Annotated in this window: 18 protein-coding genes; 10 read left to right on the top strand and 8 right to left on the bottom strand. The window is 68.7% G+C overall.

The window, feature by feature from the left end; translation table 11 throughout:
• Window positions 1-292: 292 nt before the first annotated feature.
• On the bottom strand, window positions 293-1,975 hold the full coding sequence (locus UK23_RS08830) for an acyl-CoA dehydrogenase (protein WP_045310899.1): 1,683 nt from the start codon (window positions 1,973-1,975) through the stop codon (window positions 293-295).
• A gap of 143 nt (window positions 1,976-2,118) precedes the next feature.
• On the opposite strand from UK23_RS08830, the gene UK23_RS08825 reads away from it, so the two are divergent.
• From UK23_RS08825 to UK23_RS08815, 3 genes are read left to right on the top strand one after another with little or no spacing between them, the layout of a single operon-like run.
• A complete protein-coding gene (locus tag UK23_RS08825; RefSeq protein WP_045310898.1) occupies window positions 2,119-3,198 on the top strand; it encodes a WD40/YVTN/BNR-like repeat-containing protein in 1,080 nt (359 codons plus the stop codon).
• Window positions 3,195-3,377 (top strand): hypothetical protein, encoded by a 183-nt coding sequence (locus tag UK23_RS08820; protein WP_045310897.1) that lies wholly within the window; start codon window positions 3,195-3,197, stop codon window positions 3,375-3,377. The genes UK23_RS08825 and UK23_RS08820 overlap by 4 nt, the downstream gene beginning before the upstream one ends.
• Complete coding sequence (locus UK23_RS08815) at window positions 3,374-3,658, top strand: MoaD/ThiS family protein (protein ID WP_045310896.1); 285 nt, start codon at window positions 3,374-3,376, stop codon at window positions 3,656-3,658. Before UK23_RS08820 ends, UK23_RS08815 begins: the two co-directional genes overlap by 4 nt.
• A 62-nt stretch (window positions 3,659-3,720) precedes the next feature.
• Here the strand turns inward: UK23_RS08815 and UK23_RS08810 are convergent, their stop codons facing one another.
• Together UK23_RS08810 and UK23_RS08805 are read right to left on the bottom strand one after the other, a co-directional pair.
• Window positions 3,721-4,665, bottom strand: coding sequence for a zinc-binding dehydrogenase (locus UK23_RS08810; RefSeq protein ID WP_045310895.1), 945 nt, complete (start codon window positions 4,663-4,665; stop codon window positions 3,721-3,723).
• 84 nt (window positions 4,666-4,749) lie between these two features.
• Entirely contained in the window at window positions 4,750-6,216 is a 1,467-nt protein-coding gene (locus UK23_RS08805; protein WP_045310894.1) for an aromatic amino acid ammonia-lyase, read from the bottom strand.
• Between the two features lie 30 nt (window positions 6,217-6,246).
• Here UK23_RS08805 and UK23_RS08800 point away from each other — a divergent pair, with 30 nt between their 5' ends.
• The 3 genes from UK23_RS08800 (at window position 6,247) to UK23_RS08790 (ending at window position 10,646) form a co-directional block, all read left to right on the top strand.
• Window positions 6,247-9,225, top strand: coding sequence for a DEAD/DEAH box helicase (locus tag UK23_RS08800; protein WP_045310893.1), 2,979 nt, complete (start codon window positions 6,247-6,249; stop codon window positions 9,223-9,225).
• Window positions 9,218-10,045, top strand: coding sequence for an SWIM zinc finger family protein (locus tag UK23_RS08795; RefSeq protein ID WP_045310892.1), 828 nt, complete (start codon window positions 9,218-9,220; stop codon window positions 10,043-10,045). Before UK23_RS08800 ends, UK23_RS08795 begins: the two co-directional genes overlap by 8 nt.
• Before the next feature lie 274 nt (window positions 10,046-10,319).
• Window positions 10,320-10,646, top strand: coding sequence for a DUF3024 domain-containing protein (locus UK23_RS08790; protein WP_045310918.1), 327 nt, complete (start codon window positions 10,320-10,322; stop codon window positions 10,644-10,646).
• Window positions 10,647-11,073: 427 nt separating this feature from the next.
• Here the strand turns inward: UK23_RS08790 and UK23_RS08785 are convergent, their stop codons facing one another.
• From UK23_RS08785 to UK23_RS08770, 4 genes are all read right to left on the bottom strand, one after another.
• The gene (locus UK23_RS08785; RefSeq protein WP_045310891.1) at window positions 11,074-11,346 is read right to left on the bottom strand and encodes a GlsB/YeaQ/YmgE family stress response membrane protein; all 273 of its coding nucleotides are present in this window, start codon (window positions 11,344-11,346) and stop codon (window positions 11,074-11,076) included.
• A gap of 63 nt (window positions 11,347-11,409) precedes the next feature.
• A complete protein-coding gene (locus UK23_RS08780) occupies window positions 11,410-11,892 on the bottom strand; it encodes a hypothetical protein (RefSeq protein WP_045310890.1) in 483 nt (160 codons plus the stop codon).
• A gap of 50 nt (window positions 11,893-11,942) precedes the next feature.
• Entirely contained in the window at window positions 11,943-13,178 is a 1,236-nt protein-coding gene (locus UK23_RS08775) for a TolB family protein (protein ID WP_156212963.1), read from the bottom strand.
• A 40-nt stretch (window positions 13,179-13,218) separates the two neighbouring features.
• Window positions 13,219-14,265: a DUF2786 domain-containing protein gene (locus UK23_RS08770; protein WP_052684483.1), complete on the bottom strand. Its 1,047-nt coding sequence runs from the start codon at window positions 14,263-14,265 to the stop codon at window positions 13,219-13,221.
• Between the two features lie 62 nt (window positions 14,266-14,327).
• Here UK23_RS08770 and folP point away from each other — a divergent pair, with 62 nt between their 5' ends.
• The 3 genes from folP to UK23_RS50055 are packed head-to-tail and all read left to right on the top strand — an operon-like array spanning window position 14,328 to window position 16,438.
• Window positions 14,328-15,152, top strand: a complete 825-nt coding sequence (folP, locus tag UK23_RS08765; protein ID WP_045310888.1) for a dihydropteroate synthase — start codon at window positions 14,328-14,330, stop codon at window positions 15,150-15,152.
• Between the two features lie 14 nt (window positions 15,153-15,166).
• On the top strand, window positions 15,167-16,105 hold the full coding sequence (locus UK23_RS08760) for a hypothetical protein (protein ID WP_156212961.1): 939 nt from the start codon (window positions 15,167-15,169) through the stop codon (window positions 16,103-16,105).
• Window positions 16,106-16,153: 48 nt separating this feature from the next.
• Window positions 16,154-16,438, top strand: coding sequence for a hypothetical protein (locus UK23_RS50055; RefSeq protein ID WP_071812532.1), 285 nt, complete (start codon window positions 16,154-16,156; stop codon window positions 16,436-16,438).
• On the opposite strand, the gene UK23_RS08755 is transcribed toward UK23_RS50055, so the two are convergent.
• Window positions 16,395-17,447, bottom strand: coding sequence for a cytochrome P450 family protein (locus UK23_RS08755; RefSeq protein WP_045310887.1), 1,053 nt, complete (start codon window positions 17,445-17,447; stop codon window positions 16,395-16,397). The two genes, UK23_RS50055 and UK23_RS08755, sit on opposite strands and share 44 nt — an antisense overlap.
• A gap of 84 nt (window positions 17,448-17,531) precedes the next feature.
• Here UK23_RS08755 and UK23_RS54785 point away from each other — a divergent pair, with 84 nt between their 5' ends.
• Complete coding sequence (locus UK23_RS54785) at window positions 17,532-19,805, top strand: helix-turn-helix transcriptional regulator (protein ID WP_045310886.1); 2,274 nt, start codon at window positions 17,532-17,534, stop codon at window positions 19,803-19,805.
• Window positions 19,806-19,819: the final 14 nt, after the last annotated feature.

Genomic DNA, 19,819 nt, shown 5'->3' with positions numbered 1-19,819 from the left:
ACCATCTCTTCGTTGAAGTCGTTGCGGCAGTGCGTGCTGTTCCAGTTGTTGAAGCCCATCGGCGGGGTCAGGGCCAGTTCGGGCTTCTCGGCTGCCTGGGCTTGGGGTGCGATGAGGATGCCGGCGGCTGTGAGAGCGGCCAGCGCGGCTGTGCGCCATCTGCGGTGATCCACGTGCACGCGCTCCTTGAGGCTCGGGAGGGCGGCGGCGTGCTCATGAAAACGTTTGTGTAACCGATACGTCAAGGGGGCGAAACCTGTCGGCTTCGCCCCCTCGTGTCCCGATTGGGTTCTTACGGACGCATCTCGTACTGGCCGGAGAGCTGTGCGACCTGCTGCCAGACGGTGTCGAAGCGCTGCTGGTCGACGTGCGGCTTGCGGATCTGTGCGAGCGCCCACTGCTGCTGGGCCTCGGTGCTGCTCGGCTTGCCGTGCAGGGCGGTCGCGTAGCCGGCGAAGTCGCGGACCAGGACGTCGAAGATCTGGTCGAGCACTGCTGCGTCGGTGCCGGTGATCTTGGCCTGCTCCAGGACCAGCTGGCCGTAGACGACCAGGGTGAAGAGGTGGCCGAGGTTCAGCAGGAAGTCGAGGTCCTTCTGCTGGTCCGCGTCGGGCGCCGCCGTGGTGAGCAAGGTCTTGATGGCCTTGGCCTGCTCGTGGAACAGCGCCACGTTCGGCAGGTGGGCGTGCTCGGCGTAGATCGGTTCCCAGTCGTGGAACTGGATCTTGCCGAGGCCACGCGCGGGGCCCTGGTGCCAGAAGAAGTCGTCGTCCTTGGGCTCGTGGACGCTTCCGACCTCGTCGTACTGCTTGGGGTTGAAGAGGTAGTTCGGCATGAACTTCAGCACCAGGGCCAGGTTGACGTGCACGGTGCCCTCGAGCTTGGGCAGCGCGCGGATGTCGGCGGTGGCGCGGGTGAAGTAGGTGTCCTTCTCGAAGCCCTTGGCCGCGATGACGTCCCAGAGCAGGTCGATGACGTTCTCGCCCTCGCTCGTGACCTTCATCTTGGTGATGGGGTTGAAGAGGAGGTAGCGGCGGTCGTCGTCGTTCGCGGTGCGGAAGTAGTCGACTGACCTGTCCGCGAAGAGCTTCATCGCGGTGAGGCGCGCGTAGGCGTCGACGAAGTTCTGGCGGACGTGCGGGAAGTCCGTGACCGGGTTGCCGTAGAGGATCCGGTTGTGGGCGTGGGTGATCGCCTCGTAGAAGGAGTGCTCGCAGATGCCGATGCTGGCCGTGCAGAGGTTGAACTTGCCGACGTTGACGGTGTTCAGCGCGGCGGAGAAGGCGTCCTGGCCGCGGTGGAGGATGTCTTTTTCGGTCAGCGGGTAGTCGTCCAGGCGGAACTCGCTGACGAACATCTGGCTGTCGACGACGTTCTTGACCAGCTTGAAGTTCTCGTGCTGGCTGTCGACGGCGAAGAAGACGTAGTCGTCGCCTTCCTTGCCGAACACGCTGACCATGCCGGCCACGTTGCCGTTGCCGATGTAGTACTTGCTGCCGTTGGCCCGGTAGCCGTCCGCGGTCCTCGTGACGATCATGTCGGTGCTGTAGACGTCGGCGCCGTGTTCCTTCTCCGACAGGCCGAACGCGAAGACCGCGCCGCTGTCGAGGAGGGCTGCCGCCTTCTGCTTGGCTTCCTCGTTGGCACTCATCCAGATGGGGCCGAGGCCGAGCACCGTTACCTGCCAGGCGTACCAGTACTGCAGGCCGTAGAAGCCGAGGACCTCGCTGAACGCGGCGTTGCGGGCGGCGTCCCAGCGCTTGGTGCCGTCGACGCTCGCCGGCGTGCAGAAGGTGGCGAAGAGCTTCTGCTGCTTCACGAAGTCCAGGAACTCGGCGTACCAGACCTTGTCCTGCGCGTCGGCGATCAGCTGCCGCTTGCCGCGGGCCTCGAACCAGTCGACCGTGGCCCTGAGCAGGCGGCGGGTCTCGTCGTCGAGGTGGGCGGGGTCGTAGTGGTTCGGGTCGAGCAGCACGTGGCGCCTCCTTGTCGGTCGTTTCGGACGCTACCAGTGAGTAACTTGTGGGTCTACGTGGGGTTTCTCCTCTGCTCAGAAATTGTCAGACCCCAGGCGTAGCGTGCTCTGCATCACATTCTCTGGTGGGAGGCTGCGTTGCGATGACGGTGGTAGTGGCGATCGGTACGCGCAAGGGGCTGTGGCTCGCCCGCAGCGAGGATCGGATCACGTGGCAGGTCGACGGCCCGCACCACGCGATGCAGGAGGTGTACGCGGTCGCGTTCGACATCCGCTCCGGCGTGCGTCTGCTGGCCGGTGTCGCCTCACCGCACTTCGGCCCCGGTGTGTCCATTTCGGACGATCTCGGTGTGTCGTGGGAGGAGTCGTCCTCGCCACCGATCTCGTTCCCGGTGGAGGACGCCGCTCTGGAACGCGTGTGGCAGCTCCAACCGGCGCCGGCCTCGCAGCCGGGCGTGGTGTGGGCGGGCACCCAGCCCTCCGCCTTGTTCAAGTCTTCTGACGGCGGCCGCTCGTTCGAGTTCGTCGAGGGCCTCTGGAACCACCCGCACCGTCCGGAGTGGTCCGCGGGCTTCGGCGGCCAGGCGGTGCACACGATCGTGCCCGACCCGGTCGACCCCGATCGTGTGCTGGTCGCGATGTCGACAGGCGGCGTCTACCGCACGGCCGACGGCGGCAAGTCCTGGGAGGCCCGCAACAAGGGCATCAAGGCCTACTTCTTCCCGGACCCGTGGCCGGAGTTCGGCCAGTGCGTGCACAAGGTCGCGCAGCATCCTTCGGCGCCTTCGCGCTTCTACGCCCAGAACCACCACGGCGTGTACCGCAGCGACGACGGCGGCGACACCTGGCAGTCGATCGCCGACGGCCTCCCCACCGACTTCGGCTTCGCGATGGTCGTCCACCCGCACGACCCGGACACGATCTTCACGTTCCCGATCGAGGCGGACGGCCGCCGCTTCCCGCCAGAGGGCAAGTGCCGCGTCTACCGCTCGCGCGACGCCGGCTCGTCCTGGGAGGCCCTCGGCGCGGGCCTGCCGGACAACTTCTGGACCGCCGTGATGCGCGACGCCATGTGCACCGACACCGCTTCCGTGCCCGGCGTCTACTTCGGCTCGCGGTCCGGTGAGGTCTACGCGAGCCCGGACGAGGGCGAGACGTGGCACCAGGTGGCGGCCCACCTGCCGGACGTGATGTCGGTGCGGGCAGCGGTGATCCCGACGTGACCCGCCTCGCCCCGGCAGGTCAAGGCGCCGTTGGGTCCGCTGCCGCCGTGTTCGCCGGTTCGGCCACCGTGCGGCCGGCCACCGCCGTGCTCGCTGGTCCGGCCGCCGCGCGTCCGGCCACCGCCGGCCTCACGCCGCTGCTCGTTGCCGTGCACTCCGAGGCGGTGATCCCGAAGTGAAGGTGACGGTCCTGATCCCAGGCGTCCTGCGCGCCGCCACCGACGGCGCTTCCCACCTGGACGTCGATGTCCCCGAGCCCGCCACCCTCGGCGCGGCGCTGGACGTGCTCGCCGACGCCTATCCCGGCCTCGACCGGCGGCTGCGCGACGAACGCGCCTCCTTGCGGCGCTACGTGAACTTCTACGTCAACGGTGAGGAGTGCCGCCGCCTCTCCGGACCCGCCACGCCACTACCGGCGGGCGCGGAGATCCAGATCCTGCCGTCGGTGGCGGGCGGCTAGTGGATCGAGCCGGGTTGCGCCGTACCGGGGATGGCGGCGCAGCCCGGCCTCGTTCCGGGTGTTCAGATCAGCAGCAGCGACTTGCCGAGGGTGGTGCGTTGTTCGAGCGACCGGTGGGCTTTGTCGGCCTGCGCCAACGGGTACGTCGCGCTGATCACCGGGCGGATCCGGCTCTGCGCGGTGAGGTCGAGTGCCTCGGTGAGGTGTTCGCGCACGGTCGCCGGATCTGGCGCTGCGGCGAGCACGTTGTCGACGTGCACCTGCCGTGCGTTCGCCAGCTCCGGATCGATGTCGGCGAACCCGTCCGAGCTGCCGTAGGTCACGAAGCTGCCGCCGGTGGCCACCGTCTCGAACGCCGCCTTGCCGAGCGCTCCTCCCACGCCGTCGAACGCCACGCCGACCGCGGGGACCTGGTGCTGCCACCCGTCGAGCGAGTAGTCGACGGTCACCTCCGCACCCAGTTCGCGGGCCAGGGCGAGCTTGGTCTCGCCGCGAGCCGCGGCGATGACCCGCGCGCCGGCGTCGCGCATGAGCTGCACCAGCAGCGAACCCGCTCCTCCCGCAGCCGCCGTCACCAGCACCCAGTCGCCCTGCTCGACCTTCACCCGGCGGGAGAGGTTCACCGCCGTGGCCCCGTCGTGGAGCACCGCCGCGGCCTCAGCCGAGCCCAGGTCTTCCGGGACCGCGACGATCTCCTCTGCGCTGAAGACGACCTGTTCCGCGTAACCCTCCGGTCCGCGGCCGACGACGTGACGGCCGAGCCAGGCCGGGTCCACGCCCTCGCCGACCGCCAGCACGTGTCCCGCGCCGCCTCCGCCCGGCACGTAGGGAGGGTGCCGCGGGAAGAACTCGCCGCCCCAGCCGCCGCGCAACAGCGTGTCGAGGAAGATCACGTCGGCGACGGCCAGACCGACCACCACCTGTCCCGGACCTGCTACCGGCGCCGGAATCTCGTCAGTGCGGAGCACCTCGGGCCCACCGAACTCGTGCACGCGGACAGCCCTCATCACAACCACATCCCCCGTCTCGATCACCTTGGTCGCATCGACCGTAAGAGCTCGAGTTATGTGGAGATCAAGGCCGGGATTCGGTCAGCAGGAGGCGAAGTCGTCCAGCAACCCGGAAGCGACCTCGACATCCGGGCTGAGCTGCCGATCCGACATGTCCGGGTTGAGCTTCGACTCCGCCATCTCGAATGCGGCCAGCAGAGCGGGCGTCTCCGGGCGGACACCGCGCAGCCGCAACGCCCGCACCGCCGCCACGATCTCGCAGGCCAGCACCAGCCGGAAAGCGCTCATCGACCGCAACGCCTGCGAAGCGGACTGGAAGGCGAAGCTCGAGTTCTCCTCCTGGCCGCGCGACACCACGGCGTTGCCGATGCTCGCGGGTTCGGCGAGGGTGCGGACCTCGGCCAGCGCGGAGTTGGCGCTGTACTCCAGGATCATCACGCCCGAGCTGCCGCGCACGCCCTCGGCGAGGAACGGGCGCAGGCCGGTGAAGTTCGGCTCCACCAGGGTGGCGAGGCGGGCGGTCGACAGGTGGCCGGTGTGCAGCATCGACAGCCGCAACCGGTCGAGAGCCTGGCCGAGGTACGCGCTGTGGAAGGCGCCGTGGTGGTACGCGGCGTCGTCCTCTGGGCCGAAGGAGTCGGCGACGATCAGCGGGTTCTCGGCGGCGGCGTTGAACTCGACGTCCAGCACGCGGCCGAGGTCGGTGGCGGCGTCGACGGCCGGGCCGTGGATCTGCGGGAAGCAGCGGTAGCCGAACGGGTCCTGGATGCGGGCAGGCGGGCGGGAGGGCTCGGCCAGCAGGCGGCGCATCTCGGCGGCCACCGCGACCTGGCCGGGGTGCGGGCGGCCGAGGTGGACGCGTTCGTCGTAGGCCTCGACGGCTCCGTCCACGGCCAGAAAAGACAGCGCGGCCACGACGTGGGTGGCCTTCAGCAGCTGGTGGGCGTCCTGCCAGGCGAGACCCGCCATGCCGATGGTCAGGGCGTTGCTGCTGATCAACGCCAGCGCGTCGCCCGAGTCGAGTTCGATCGGGTCCGGGGTCTGCGTGGAGCCGAGCCAGTAGCGCTCGCCGAGCAGCGTCAAGCCGGTCTCGGCCAGCGCGGTGAGGTCGCCGGTGCCAATGGCGCCGTACTCGTGCACGCCGGGGTAGCAGCTGCCGTTCAACGCCGCCAGCAGCGCGTCGGCCACGGATCTGCGCACGCCCGCGCCCCCTGCCAGCAGCTGGTTGAGGCGCACGACCATCATGGCGCGCACCTGTTCCTCGGGGAGCATGCCGCCGAGACCACCCGCGTGGCTGCGCAGCAGGCGCAGGCCGTGCTCCGCCCAGCCCTCGTGGCTGACGAGCTGGTCGCGGTTCGCGCCGACGCCGGTCGTGCGGCCGTAGACCTGTCGCCGCACCACGAGGCGCTGGCTCGCGCGCCACGACGCCTCGAGACGTTCGAGGCCATCGGCGTGCAGGGCGACCGGCGAGTGGTACCTCGCGACGCGCACCACGTCGTCGGCGCCGAGGGACTGACCGTCCAGCACGACAGGGGAGTCTTCGACCATGGCGCCAATGTGAACACATAGGGTTGAAAGGTGCTCGTACTGCATGGCCTGTGCACGACCGACGGTGTTCTCGCGCTGTGGGCCGAGGATTCCGGGCTGCCCGCACGCAGCGAGAGCACGCGCCGGGACGCGCCGCACCCGTTCGCGGCGCAGGCCGAGGAGTTGTCCGCCGCGCTCGGGCTCGAAGACGTCAAGACGATCATGCGAGATTTGCTGCTGCCGTCGTTCTCATCTGGGCCGATGGCGTCGCCGGAGCTGGTGCGCGACCCGTTGGCGGCAGGACGGGCGCAGCGCGGCAAGGTGCAGCTGCGGCAGTGGGCCGTGCCCACGATCGGTCTCTCCGGGACCAGGCCGGAGCTCGGTGCGGAGGTGCGGCTGAGCGACTCCGCGCGGTTCGTGTTCGACGTCGCCGGGTTCGCCGTCGATCTCGTCGACCGCGGGCGCGTGCTGCCGTCGGTCGCGCCGGACCAGGCGGTGGCGCGGTGGGTGCCGGTGTTGTCGGGCACGGACTCGGCCCGGTTCGCGGCACTGCAGGCAGCGATGCCGCCCGCGTGCCGGTGCGAGGAGATCGTCAGCGACCCGGCCGAACTGGTCCGCGCGGCGCTCACGACCGCGGTGGACGAGCAGGTCAGAAGCCGGTTGAACGGTGTGGCGCTGGCCCAGAAGCACCGCGGCCGCGTCACCACCGCCGAGGCCTGGCTCGCCGCACTCACCGGGGAGCCGGCATTCGAGGCGGACCCCGTCGAGCTGTACGAACTGCGCGAGCAGCTCGACCGGTGGCGGGACAGCGCGGGCACCGAGAGCCCGGTGCGCACGTGCTTCCGGCTGCGCTCGCCCGAGCAGCGCGACGAGGACGAGTGGGCGATCGAGTTCCTGCTGCAGGCCGTCGACGAGCCGAGCGTGCTGGTGCCCGCGGCTCAGGTGTGGTTCGCGGACGACGGCGTGCTGCGGCGCTGGATCCCGGCACCGCAGGAGCACCTGCTGGCCGACCTCGGGCGCGCGAGCAGGCTGCACCCCGACCTGGACGAGGCGTTGCGCGGGTCGCACCCGGCCGAGATGGAGGTCGGCGCGGAGGGTGCGTACCGGTTCCTGACCGCGGCTCCGGTGCTGGCGCAGGCCGGGTTCGGCGTGCTGCTGCCGTCGTGGTGGCAGCAGACGACGAGGCTGGGCCTGAAGCTCACCACGCGCAGCCGGGGCACGGCCGGAACCGTCGCCAAGGAGAGCGAGATCGGTCTGAAGTCCATTGTGGACTACAAGTGGGAGCTCGCTCTCGGCGAGGACACGCTGACCGACGCCGAACTCGCTGAGCTGGCCAGGGCCAAGGTGCCGCTGGTGAAGGTGCGCGGCCAGTGGGTGCAGGTCGACCAGAAACGGCTCGCCGCGGGGCTCGCGTTCCTCAAGCGCGGTGGCGGCCAGATGACCGCGGCCGAAGTGATGCTCCACAGTGGACTGACCGAGGCGGACGAGAGCCTGCCGCTGCCGTTGATGTCCGTCGAGGCGGACGGCTGGCTGGGCGATCTGTTGTCCGGCAAGGCGGACGAGCAGCTCGAACCGGTCGAGCCGCCGCCGGGTTTCGGTGCACAGTTGCGGCCGTACCAGCAGCGCGGCCTCGCGTGGCTGGCGTTCCTCGACAAGGTCGGCCTGGGCGCCTGCCTCGCGGACGACATGGGGCTCGGCAAGACCGTGCAGCTGCTGGCTCTCGAGGCGTTGAACCGCGCTGGTGGCAAGCGGCCACCGACGTTGCTGGTCTGCCCGATGTCGGTGGTGGGCAACTGGCAGCGCGAAGCCGCCCGGTTCACCCCGGAGCTGTCGGTGCACGTGCACCACGGCGCGGACCGGCTGGACGGCGACGCGTTGCGCGAGGCCGTCGAGAGCCACGACCTGGTGCTCACCACGTACGCGCTGGCCGCTCGCGATGCCGACGCTTTGAACGACCTGACCTGGGACCGCGTGGTGCTCGACGAGGCGCAGAACATCAAGAACAGCGCCACCCGGCAGTCGCAGGCCGTGCGGCAGCTCAAGGCACGCCACCGGGTCGCGCTGACCGGCACGCCCGTCGAGAACCGGCTGGCCGAGCTGTGGTCGATCATGGACTTCGCGAACCCCGGCGTGCTCGGCACGATCAACACGTTCCGCGCCCGCTTCGCCGTCCCGGTGGAGCGGCACAACGACCAGGACGCCGCCGCCCGGCTGCGCAAGATCACGAACCCGTTCGTGCTGCGCCGCGTGAAGACCGACCCGCGCATCATCAGCGACCTGCCGGACAAGGTCGAGATGCGCCAGCTGTGCAACCTCACGACCGAGCAGGCGTCGCTCTACCAGGCCGTCGTCAACGACATGCTGGAGAAGATCGAGGAGTCGGAAGGCATCGAGCGCAAGGGTTTGGTGCTCGCGACGATGTCCAAGCTCAAGCAGGTCTGCAACCACCCCGCGCACTTCCTCAGCGACGGTTCGCGCGTGGCCGGCCGTTCCGGCAAGCTCGCGCGGCTCGAAGAGGTTCTGGAGGAAGTGCTCGCCGAGGGCGACAAGGCGTTGTGCTTCACGCAGTTCACCGAGTTCGGCAGCATGCTCGTGCCGTACCTGGCCGCGCGCTTCGACACCGAGGTGATGTTCCTGCACGGCGGCACGACCAAGGCGTCCCGTGACCGCATGGTCGAGCGCTTCCAGGACTCGCGTGGCCCGTCGCTGTTCCTGTTGTCCTTGAAGGCAGGCGGTACCGGCCTCAACCTCACCGCCGCCAACCACGTGATCCACCTGGACCGCTGGTGGAACCCGGCGGTCGAAGATCAGGCGACCGACCGCGCGTTCCGCATCGGGCAGCGCCGCAACGTGCAGGTGCGCAAGTTCGTCTGCATCGGCACTTTGGAAGAACGCATCGACGCGATGATCGAGGAGAAGCGCGCGTTGGCGCAGCTGGTGGTGGGGGCCGGCGAGAACTGGCTCACCGAGCTGTCGACCTCGCAGCTGCGCGACCTGCTGACGTTGTCGGGGGAGGCCATCGGTGAGTGAGCACTGGTCAGGACCTCGCTACGGCAAGACCATCAAGGTCGAGAACGGTCTGAAGGCGCGCAGCAAACGCGGTGACATCGGCGCCACCTGGTGGTCGCGCCGGTTCATCGAGGTGCTGGAGTCGTTCGGCATGGGCGGCCGGCTGACCCGGGGACGCAACTACGCGCGCCAGGGGCAGGTGCTGTCGCTTTCCTTGTCCACCAGCATGGTCATCGCGCTGGTGCAGGGCTCGCGGCCGACGCCGTACAAGGCGCGGATCGCGATCAAGTCGTTCACCAACCCGGAGTGGCAGCGGATCGAGCACGCGCTGGCCGGGAAAGCCTTGTACGCGGCCAAGTTGCTGGCCGGGGAGATGCCGGCCGACATCGAGACGCTGTTCGCTTCCCTTGGGCTGCAACTGTTCCCGGCGTCGTCGCGTGAGATGACGATGGACTGCAGCTGCCCGGACTGGGAGGTGCCGTGCAAGCACCTCGCCGCCACCTGCTACCTGCTCGCCGAGTCGTTCGACAACGACCCGTTCGAGATCCTCGCCTGGCGCGGTCGGGGCCGTGAGGACCTGCTGGAACGCCTCCGCACGTTGCGCGGCACCGCTCGCGCGGTGGCCGCGCGCGAGGAGGCACCGCCGCTGACTCGGTGCCTGGACACCTTCTGGCAGCGGCAAACCGCTTCCTCGTTGAACCTCGGCGATCCCACGGCGGTGGTGCGGGTGGACGCGGTGCTGGACCAGCTCAACGCGGTGCCGATCACGGTGCGCCGCTCGAACGTGGTGGACCTGCTGCGCCCGGCCTATCTCGCGTTGAGGCCGGGCGAGCAGGGTTGATCAGCTCCAGCCGAGGCGCGGGAAGACCGACTCGCCGGAGCGTCGTTGTTCACGACGCCGACCAGCGGGCGTGATGCCGCCGACGCGGTAGACCTGCTTGGTCGTGGCCGAGTTACCGCGCTGGCTGTCGCGTTCGAGGATCCAGCAGGGGTGTGGTCGTCCGACGCGGTGAGCTCGGGCAAGCCGATTCACGCACCGGCCTGCGGGCGTTGAGGATCTTCCTGGGGGCCCACCGCCTGTGAGCCGGCCGCTGTGCTCTGCGACCATCGACGCCATGGCCGTCCCGGACACCCACCTGCGTCAGATCGCCCGCTGGTGCGAACAGCGCATCCCCGAGCACGTTCGCCACCAGGTCCGCGTCGAGTACACGGTGCGGGGATCGAACGTGACCATCGTGGAACTTCGCGCGCCATGGCGTGAAGACCTCGGGCCCGAGTGGACCCGGCTGTCGGTGGCACAACTGCGCCACGACGGCACCCAATGGCGGCTGTACTGGCCCGACCGCAACACTCGCTGGCACCTGCTGCCGGACGTGCCCGCGCAGACCTCGCCTGGCGCGCTGCTGGACGTGATCGACGAGCCTGGCCGCGCGTTCTGGTGACCAGCCTGGTGACCTCGGCGGGCTCCCGGCTGTCGGGTAGGCCGGACGACCTTGGGGCCGGGTCAGGCGTGCCTCCGGTGGCAGGTTGATCGGCAACCCCTGCAGCCTCGTAGGGCGTGGACTCCGTGGGGCGCGGACCCAGGGAGGCGCTGGACCCGTGGGGCGCGGACCCGGTTGGGGTGCGGGCCCGGTTGGGGTGCGGCGCGATTCGCTGGATCGTTGACCCTTTAGGCGCGGTGCCGCCGTGATGGCTGCCTGAAGATCTGTTGGGCTGCGGTGCAGCAGCGACGGCTGGGTGCGGACCCGTTGGGCGCGGTGCGGTCCGCGCGCGTGGAGCGGCGGCGGGCAGGGCGGCTCGGGTCCGTGCCGGGTGGATGTGGGTGTGGGTGGGAGGGCGGCTTGGGGCCGCCCGGTGCCCGGTGGGTGGCTAGTGGGGGAGTTTCGGCTTGGAGCGGTTGGCCAGGATGGTCACGCCCGCGCCTGCCAGGCCTACCTGGAGGGCCAGTTCGATCCAGTCGATGCCCGGCGTGTCGGCCACGCCGAGGACTGTGGCCGCCGCGGTGCCCAGGAGGGCCGCGACGATGCCTACCAGGATGGTGGCCAGGAGTGAGACGTGCTGCCTGCCCGGGACCACCAGGCGGCCCAGACCGCCGATGATCGCCCCGAAGAGCAGCGCGGTGAACAAGCCGCCGATTTCCACTGTGTACCCCCTGAGACGCTGGTGCTTACTGCTTCAGCGTGCGCCGGGCGGGCGGAAAGCGAATCAGGTCTTTCCCTGAGTGGTCCCTGACATCGCCCCTAGCAGGGTGGCGGCGGCCGGGGAGAGTTCGCGGCCGGGAATGTCCGGATCGCAGCCCACTCGGGGCAGGCGGGCTCGGATCGCGGTGGGGGAGCGGTGCATGTCGTCGGCGATGGACCTGATCAGCGTCGAGGCGGGGGTGCCGGTCGGGGTGAGCCAGGTGGTGCGCAGAGCGGTGTCCAGGGCTTCGGTCCAGGGTTGGTTGGCGTTGGTGTAGCGGGACGGGCGGCCGCGCAGGCGCGTGTGGGCGCTGAGGACGCGGGACAGCAGCTTGCCGACCGTGGCGCCGCCTTCGACCGGCAGTCGAAGGCGGCCGTCCGCGATCACCTCGCCCGAGTCGTGCGATCCCAGCAGGTCCAGCACCAGGGACTCCGCGGAGTCCGTCGACACGCTCAGCCGGTAGTTGACCTCGCCGAGCTTGATCTCGTTCTGGAAGGTGGATGTCATGGGGTCGACGTTAGGGAGGGGGTCTGACGGTTTTTCGCCGGTGGGTCCTCTCAGATGCGGTTGTGAAGGAGGAGTTCACTCGAAGGGGTGGGGGTCAGGTTCGTGGCCTTCGACGAGAACACCACGGAGCGGCCGTCGGCGCTGATGGACGGCGCCAGCGAGAAGTCGTTGCCCTGCCTGCCGAATCGCTCGCTCAACCGAACCACCGAGCCGGAGCGCATGTCCTTCAGGAACACGTCGTCCACGTTGTTGGTGTCGCGGCGCACCAGGTTCGACGCCAGCGACGAGAAGACGACGTAGCGGCCGTCCGCGCTCACCGACGGCTGGTACGGCTGCGCGTCCGACACGACCCCGTCAGCGCGGGTGTTCACGCGTGTGATCGCACCGGAACGCCTGTCCTTCATGAAGATGTCCGGCGTGTCCTCGGTGTCGCCGGGCACGAGAGTGTCGCCCCACGCCACGAACAACACGCGCGAACCATCAGGCGTGATAGCCGGCATCAGCGTGTAGGAGGACGTCTGCTCACCTGACGAAGACACGTTGACCCGTTCCACCGCACCGGAAACGACATCCTTCACGAACATGTCCACGCTGCCGTTCGTATCGCCCGGCACAAGATTCGTTGCCGCAGAAGGAAAAACGACGAACCGGCCGTCCGCGCTCATCGCGAGCCCGTGGTGCACCAGCTTGTCGCCCTGCACACCGTCGGAAGAAGTGCTGATCCGCCGGACCGAACCAGAGACCCGATCAGCGAGAAACACGTCCGCCACGCCGTTGGTGTCCCCCTCCGCCAACGTCGACGCCTCCAACCGGAACGCCACATAACGTCCGTCAGCACTGATGGCCGGGCTGCCGAACGCCGGACCGTTGCCGCCGCTCACGCGCGACACGCGGCCACTCAGCATGTCCGTGACGAACACGTCGTCCACGCCGTTGGTGTCGCCAGTGACCAAATTCGCGGCTGACGACACGAACGCGACGAACCGCCCGTCAGCGCTCAACGCCGGCGGATCGAACGACGGCCCGTCACCACCACGCGACGCCGACCGCACCAACCCCGTGCGCAGATCCTTCACGAACACGTCGGAGACGCCGTTGCGGTCGCCGAAAACCAGGTTCGACGCGAGCGAGGGGAACGCGACATGGCGCCCATCAGCGCTGATGACCGGCGTCGTGGAGTCGCCGTTGCCGCGCGTCAGCGGTCTGAACAGCGAGAACGATGCGGAAGCAGAGGAGGAGAAGGCCACCGCGAGCACCGCGGCAACAGCAAGGGACTTCCCGAACAAGGACGTGCACCACCCTAGGTCGCGGGGCGGCGCGGTCAGCTTAGCCCGAAGTCACGGTCTTTCGACCGGGACCGATGTCGGCGACGTCCGCCGCCGCACGCCCAGCACCCCACCCCGCGGCCGACCTCACCGTCACGCGCGTGGTGCGAGTCCGGCTGAACATCTCGTCGAACAGCGTGTCCACGGCCTGCTTCCGATCGGCCAGCACCGGCAGCAACCGCTCGTCGACGACGTCAGCGGGCTCGGGCACAGCAGTCAGCCGCTCGCCGATCCGGGACGCGAACGCCACCAGGAACGACTTCCGGAACGGCCGCGACCGCGCCTCGCTGCCCTTCGACGCCTTCCCGCCGACCGCCACCATCGCCCGCGTCGCCTGCACCAGCAGCGACGTCGACAGCAGCTCCACGCTCTCCAGGTCCACCTCGTCGCCGACCAGCGCCACGAACCCGAAGCCGTCGTAGGCCACCGCACGCGACCGGAAAGCCTGCGACACCACGTGCACGAGCTGTGACTTCTCCTTGAAGTAGCTCTTGTCCAGCCACATCCGCCGCGACGTCGCGAGCGCCGGCAGGTCCGCGTCGAGCATCGCCCGCTCCAGCGCGTGCCGGTTCATCAGCTCCTGCGCCTTGCCCGACAACGCCTCGGCTTCCTCGGGGAACGACGTCGACTCGGCTTTGGCGAGCAGGGCGCGCACCCGGTTGAGCACCTTCGGGTCCAGACCCGCGCGCACGGCCGACATCAACGCGTCACCCGGCAACGGCAGGATGCGCGGCAACGTTGGCAACCGCCGGAGGAAGTCCAACAGCCGTGCAGCCGTACGAGACGTGTAGGACGCCGTCTCGATGTGACGTGAGGCCCACGCCTCCAACAACGGGCCTTCCCACCACACAGAGGCGCCGATCTCGTCGAGCTGCTGTTGCCATCGGGGGTGCACGGTCGACGAGACATGCGGCGAACAGGACAAAGCGATCACGTCCACCACGAGCGAGGCAGCGGACTCGTCGAGCGAACGCGACACCATCTCGCGAACGTCGTAGGGCAGCCAGCCCCGCTCCCACGCCGTGTCGACGGCCTGAACCAGTTCCACGCATCGCAGTATGAGACGTCCGCCATGTGCACGAGTCGGGGACCACCTGGTAGACACGGGATGTGATCGAGCTCCAGTTCCGCGGCCGGACCGTCGTCCGCGACCACGCGCTGGTGATGGCGATCATCAACCGCACCCCGGACTCGTTCTACGACAAGGGCGCCACCTACGCCGAGGACGTCGCGATGGAGGCCGTGCACCGCGTCGTCGACGAGGGCGCGGACATCGTCGACATCGGTGGTGTGAAGGCCGGCCCCGGTGACCTCGTCGACCCCGAAGAAGAAGTCCGCCGCGTAGTGCCGTTCATCGCCCGCGTGCGCGAGGCCTACCCCGATCTGATCATCAGCAGCGACACCTGGCGCGCGGACGTCGGCAGGCTCGCCTGCGAGGCCGGCGCGGACCTGCTCAACGACACGTGGGCGGGCGCGGATCCCCAACTGGCCGAGGTCGCCGCGGAGTACGGCGCCGGCTACGTCTGTTCGCACACGGGCGGTGTGAAGCCCCGTACGCGTCCGCATAGGGTTACTTATCCAGATCTGGTCGCGGACGTCATCGCGGAGACGACCGCACATGCGGAGAAGGTCGTCGCGCTCGGTGTTCCGCGCAAGAGCGTGCTGATCGACCCCACACACGACTTCGGCAAGAACACATGGCACAGCCTGGCGCTGGTGCGGCACACGGACGAGCTGGTGGCGACCGGGTGGCCGGTGCTGATGGCTCTGTCCAACAAGGACTTCGTCGGGGAGACCCTCGGCGTAGAACTGCACGAGCGCGTCGAGGGCACCCTCGTCGCGACTGCGATCGCGGCGGTGGCGGGCGCCGCGGTCTTCCGCGCGCACGAAGTGGCGCGCACCAGACGAGTACTCGAGTCCGTCGCTCGACTGTGAGCTGGAGGTATCAGGTGGACGACGTCTTCGCCCGGTTTTCGGAGGGCCGGTGGGACGACTTCCTCGACGAACTCGACAAGATCCGCGTGAGCGTGGCGGATCCCGCGGAACGGCAACAGCTGAAGGCGACCGCACGGCGTGACGCGCGTGAGGCAGGCTCTCAGCCGTTGCTCGTGCGGATGGCCATCGCGGACCACTACCTCAACCTGCTCGCCATCGGCGTGTGGGCGGGCGACGAGAGCTGGCGCGCGGATCTGCGCGACCTGGTGATCTCTCTCGTGCCCGGAGACGACGAGTCACACGACGACGCCCTGGTGAGCTCTGTGATCGCCGTGGTCCTCGCACAACTGCTGCAGGACGCACGGCTGCGTGGCGGTTCCGAGGCCGACGTCATGGCACGGTCGGCGTGGGAGAAGGCGCAGGAGTGGGCGGCCTACGCGGAGGACCGTTACGTGGAACGCCTCCTGCACGCCTCCACGGAGGCAGGTGCGCGCGTCGTGACGGAGACCGAGGTCCAGGAGGTCGTCGAGCTCGCCACGGCCGCGGCGGACGACCAGCACGCCGAGACGATCGCCGCACTGGAGACCGAGGGCTTCACCGCGGAGATCATGAACGGCGTCTGGGTGGTGGAAGGGGACTTCCGGAACGCGGTCCGGGCGGCTGCGCGCGCGATCACGCTCACGGGCTACGGGTGCGTCCTCGCGCGCAACATCCGCCAATCCGCGGTGATGTTGTGGCACGAGAACACGCTCGCGATGGCGGACTCGAAGGTGCCGCGCTGGCGCGTCTACCCGATCCTCGCGCCCGTTACCCCGCAATCCAAGTTTTCCGGTGGGGAAGGCCTGCCGTTCACCCGCGACACCCACCCGCTGGCACCCGCTCCAGAAGTCGTGCGCCGGTTGGCCGACGCCGTTGGTGTCAACCTGTCTCATCTGCTGGCTGCATTGCGGTGAAAGGGTGATCTTTGACTTTCCGCAACCTTCACTCGTTATCTTGGTGGCATGCCCAGATTTGCCGAGTTCGATGTGGAAGGCCTGCGGAAATCCAGCGCCGTCGCGGACTTTCCCTGGTCAGAGACGTGGGTCACGTTGATCCGCGTCGATGCCAAGGGAGTTGTCCGGCAAGCCAAGTCGTTGACTGAGAAAGCTTCTTTGCTGACTGTCGCGTCAGACAAGGACCTCGTCATCGCCTCCTGCCCGGAGATTTACGCGGTCGACGACCTGTCGGCGGCCAGAGCGGCCGTCAGGGCTTCGGTCGCACGCGAAATGACGCCAAGCCTCGGATGAATGACTCCCGCCACTCGGGCTCAGCGGCGAGCACGAGTTCCGGGAAACGCCGCAGAAGCGTTCCGAACGCGATCTCGGCCTCGATGCGAGCCAGCCGCGCCCCGACGCAGTAGTGGATGCCGTGTCCGAACGCGACGTGTGGGTCTCGGCCCAGCTGCAACACGTCCGGATCGGAATACCGGGACGGATCCCGGTTCGCTGCCCCAAGTGAGACGGTGACCTGCGAAGACCGTGGAATCTCCACCCCTCCGATGATCACGTCGGTCGTGGCCACGCGGATGAGCCCCGTGGCGAGCGGCCCGTCGAGGCGCAGGAGCTCGTCGACGGCGTCCGGGATCAGGAGCGGGTCCTCGATCAACCTCTGCTTCATGACTGGGTCGCGCAGCAGCGCGAGCAGTCCGTTGCCGATGAGGTGCACGGTCGTCTCGTGCCCGGCTGTGATGAGCAACACGAGGTTCTGCACGAGGTTCGGTTCGTCGCGGAGCTCGGTGATGACGTCGTCACCGGGCTCCTTGGTCTCCAGGAGCCGCTGCACGTAGACCACGAACCGGCCGAAGGCCTCGGTCGCGGTCTCCAGGGTGAGGAGGTCGCGAGCGAGCGCACGGACCTCGTTCCTGTCACTTTCGGGCACACCCAGCAGTTCACAGATGACCGTGATCGGCAGCGGATAGGCGAACGTGTCGATCACGTCCACCTCCTCCTCGGTGTCCCACGCGTCCAACAGTTCGTTGGTGATCTGTTGGATCCGCGGCCGCAGCGCTTCCATACGTCGTGTGGAGAACGCGCGCGCGACGGGCTTGCGCAGCTGCGTGTGTTCCGGCGGATCGGTGTGGTTCAGCATGCCGCCGGGGATGAACGCACTGCTCAGTCCTGGGTGGTTGAGCGCCTGCACCACGTCGTCGTAGCGGGCGATCATCCACGTCTCCTGGCCGTCCGGGCCCTCGATCAGTGCCGGTCCCCGCTCGCGCCAGTTGTCGAAGTACGGGGCCGGGTCTGCGAAGAAGCTCATGACGTCAGCGTGGCGTTTGCGCTGTTCGGGGGCCTGAGTAGGCGATCACCCATCTTCCGCCCGCCGATCACCTAGCCTGGCTGGATGGGGTGGCCGTTCGTGGGGAGGAACGCCGAGCTCGCCGCGGTCCGGCGGGCGTTGCGCGGCGCCGGGCTGATCGTGGCCGGGCCGGCCGGTGTGGGCAAGACGCGGCTGTTGGACGAGGTGGCGTGTGATCTTCGGCTGCGTGCGACGTCCGCGATGTCGGGCATTCCCCTTGGCGTGATGGCGCCCTTCCTGCCGTCGGTGGAGCCCTCGCCGTTGGCCATGTTGCACGTCGCACGGACCGCGCTCATTGGTCGCGTCGTTGTGGTCGACGACGTGCATCTGCTCGATGACGCGTCCGCGGGTCTGTTGCACATGCTCGTGCAGCATCGCGAGGCGGTGGTGGTGGCGACCCTGCGTTCGGGTGAGCGCGCGCCGGATCCGGTGGTGGCGCTCTGGAAGGACGAACTGCTGCCGCGCATCGAGCTCGAACCGCTCGGCTCCGCTGAGGTGACCGAGGTGCTGGAGACGGTGCTGGGCGGTCTGGTGGACAGGAGTTCCGCCGGTCGGTTGTCGACGGCATCGGCCGGAAACATGTTGCTGCTGCGGGAGATGCACCTCGCCGCTCGGTGGGTGTCGCACGACGGCGTCTGGTCGTTGGACGGCCCGGTGCCGTTGTCGCCGCGGTTGATCGAGCTGATCGAGGCGCATCTCGCGGTCGTGCCGGACGAGGAACGGCGGGTGCTGGAGCTGCTCGCGTTCGGCGAGCCGCTCGACCTGGCGGCGTCCGAGGCGTTGGACGGGCTCGTCACGGTTTCGGACGACGGGTTGAGGCTCGCGCATCCGTTGTACGGCGAGGTGTTGCGCGCGCAGTGCCCACCTCTGCGCAAACGCAACCATCAGCGCCATCTGGCTTCCGTGCTGGACGACCCGTTGCGTGTTGCCGTGCTGCGTCTCGAGAGTGGGTCCGCCGATGACCCGGAGCTGCTGCTGAAAGCCGCACGTCTGGCCACTGCGACAGGTGCAGTTGCTCTGGCAGAACGACTTGCGCGCGCTGCGTGGTCGGTTGGTGGTGGTATTGAGGCAGGCCAGCTGCTGGGACAGGTGCTGGTGTTCAGCGATCGGCCGGCGGAGGCCGAGGAGATCATGGCGCTGGTCGCCACCGAGGACGATTCACCGGTGACGCGTGCCATTCGCGCCATGAACCTGGCCTGGGGTCTCGGACGCGTCGACGAGGCGGCGGACCTGCTCGACATGAACGCGGCCAGGGTGAACCTGCTGTTCGACGCGGGGAAGTACGCCGAGGCGCGCGCGGAGCTCACCTACGAGGCGCCGGAAGAGGCCGCCATCCTCGCGATGATCGACGTGGTGGAGGGCCGGTACATCGGCCCCTTTCCCGAGGTGCCGATGCGAGAGGACTTCTCGTTGGCCTGGGAGAGCACGAAGTTCGCCGAGGTGTTCGTCCGCTCGCTGCACGGTGACCTGGCTGGTGCGGAACGCATTGCCGTGCAGGCACATGGGGAGAAGTCCGAGTGGGATTCCATGCGGTCGACCTGGGCGGCATCACTGGCCGGGCTGGCAAGGGCGCGCGGCCGCCTGGAGGACGCGCGCAGGTGGCTGCGAGAGGCACGCTCCATCAAGCCGTTCGCGCAGCTCTGCGAATCCACGCTGGTGGAGGCGATGCTCGGCAACGACGCCCGCGACCTGCTCGCCGCCGCCGAAGCGCAGGCGCCGCAAGGGATGCGGCCGTACCGCTACGGGTTGTGGCTCGCCCGGATCTGGGCGGGTGGAGTGTCGCCGTTCGATGCGATCGCGGACGTGCGCGCACACGGCGAGTTCGCCGCCGAGGCCTTGTTGCTGCACGAGGCGGTGCGACTCGGGTTTGCCGACCGCGCTGCTGAACGGCTGCGCGAACTGGCCTCGACCACCACGGGGCTCTTGGTGCCGGTGTTCGCGGCGCATGCGGAGGCGTTGGTGAACAAGGATTCCGATGCTCTGATCGAGGTCGCCACCAGGTTCGAGAAGGCGGGGTTCGTGCTGCTGGCAGCGGAAGCTGCCGCCGAATCCGGTAATCGGGCGTTGTTCGGTCGTCTGGTCGGCATGTGCCAGGGCGCGCGCACTCCGGCGTTGGCTTTGATCACGACGACGCAGCTCACCCGTCGCGAACGGGAGATCGCCGTGCTGGCCTCCCGCGGGCTGACGAACAAGGAGATCGCAGCGTCGTTGGTGATCTCCGTGCGCACCGTCGACAACCACCTGTCCAACGCTTACGCGAAGCTCGGCATCGCCACCCGCGGCGAGCTCGCGTTAGCCCTATCGGATGACAACGGTTAACAGAAGGCACGGGT

This window comes from Lentzea aerocolonigenes (assembly GCF_000955955.1).
GTDB classification, from domain to species: Bacteria; Actinomycetota; Actinomycetes; order Mycobacteriales; family Pseudonocardiaceae; genus Lentzea; species Lentzea aerocolonigenes_A.
This window is presented reverse-complemented; position numbering and strand designations above follow the sequence as displayed.

Bases quoted from the DNA above. Each gene is read 5' to 3' on its own strand.
- UK23_RS08825 (WP_045310898.1), top strand. From the start codon at position 2,119: ATGACGGTGGTAGTGGCGATCGGTACGCGCAAGGGGCTGTGGCTCGCC.
- UK23_RS08810 (WP_045310895.1), bottom strand. From the start codon at position 4,665: ATGAGGGCTGTCCGCGTGCACGAGTTCGGTGGGCCCGAGGTGCTCCGC.
- UK23_RS08805 (WP_045310894.1), bottom strand. From the start codon at position 6,216: ATGGTCGAAGACTCCCCTGTCGTGCTGGACGGTCAGTCCCTCGGCGCC.
- UK23_RS08790 (WP_045310918.1), top strand. From the start codon at position 10,320: ATGGCCGTCCCGGACACCCACCTGCGTCAGATCGCCCGCTGGTGCGAA.
- UK23_RS08780 (WP_045310890.1), bottom strand. From the start codon at position 11,892: ATGACATCCACCTTCCAGAACGAGATCAAGCTCGGCGAGGTCAACTAC.
- UK23_RS50055 (WP_071812532.1), top strand. From the start codon at position 16,154: ATGCCCAGATTTGCCGAGTTCGATGTGGAAGGCCTGCGGAAATCCAGC.
- UK23_RS08755 (WP_045310887.1), bottom strand. From the start codon at position 17,447: ATGAGCTTCTTCGCAGACCCGGCCCCGTACTTCGACAACTGGCGCGAG.
- UK23_RS54785 (WP_045310886.1), top strand. From the start codon at position 17,532: ATGGGGTGGCCGTTCGTGGGGAGGAACGCCGAGCTCGCCGCGGTCCGG.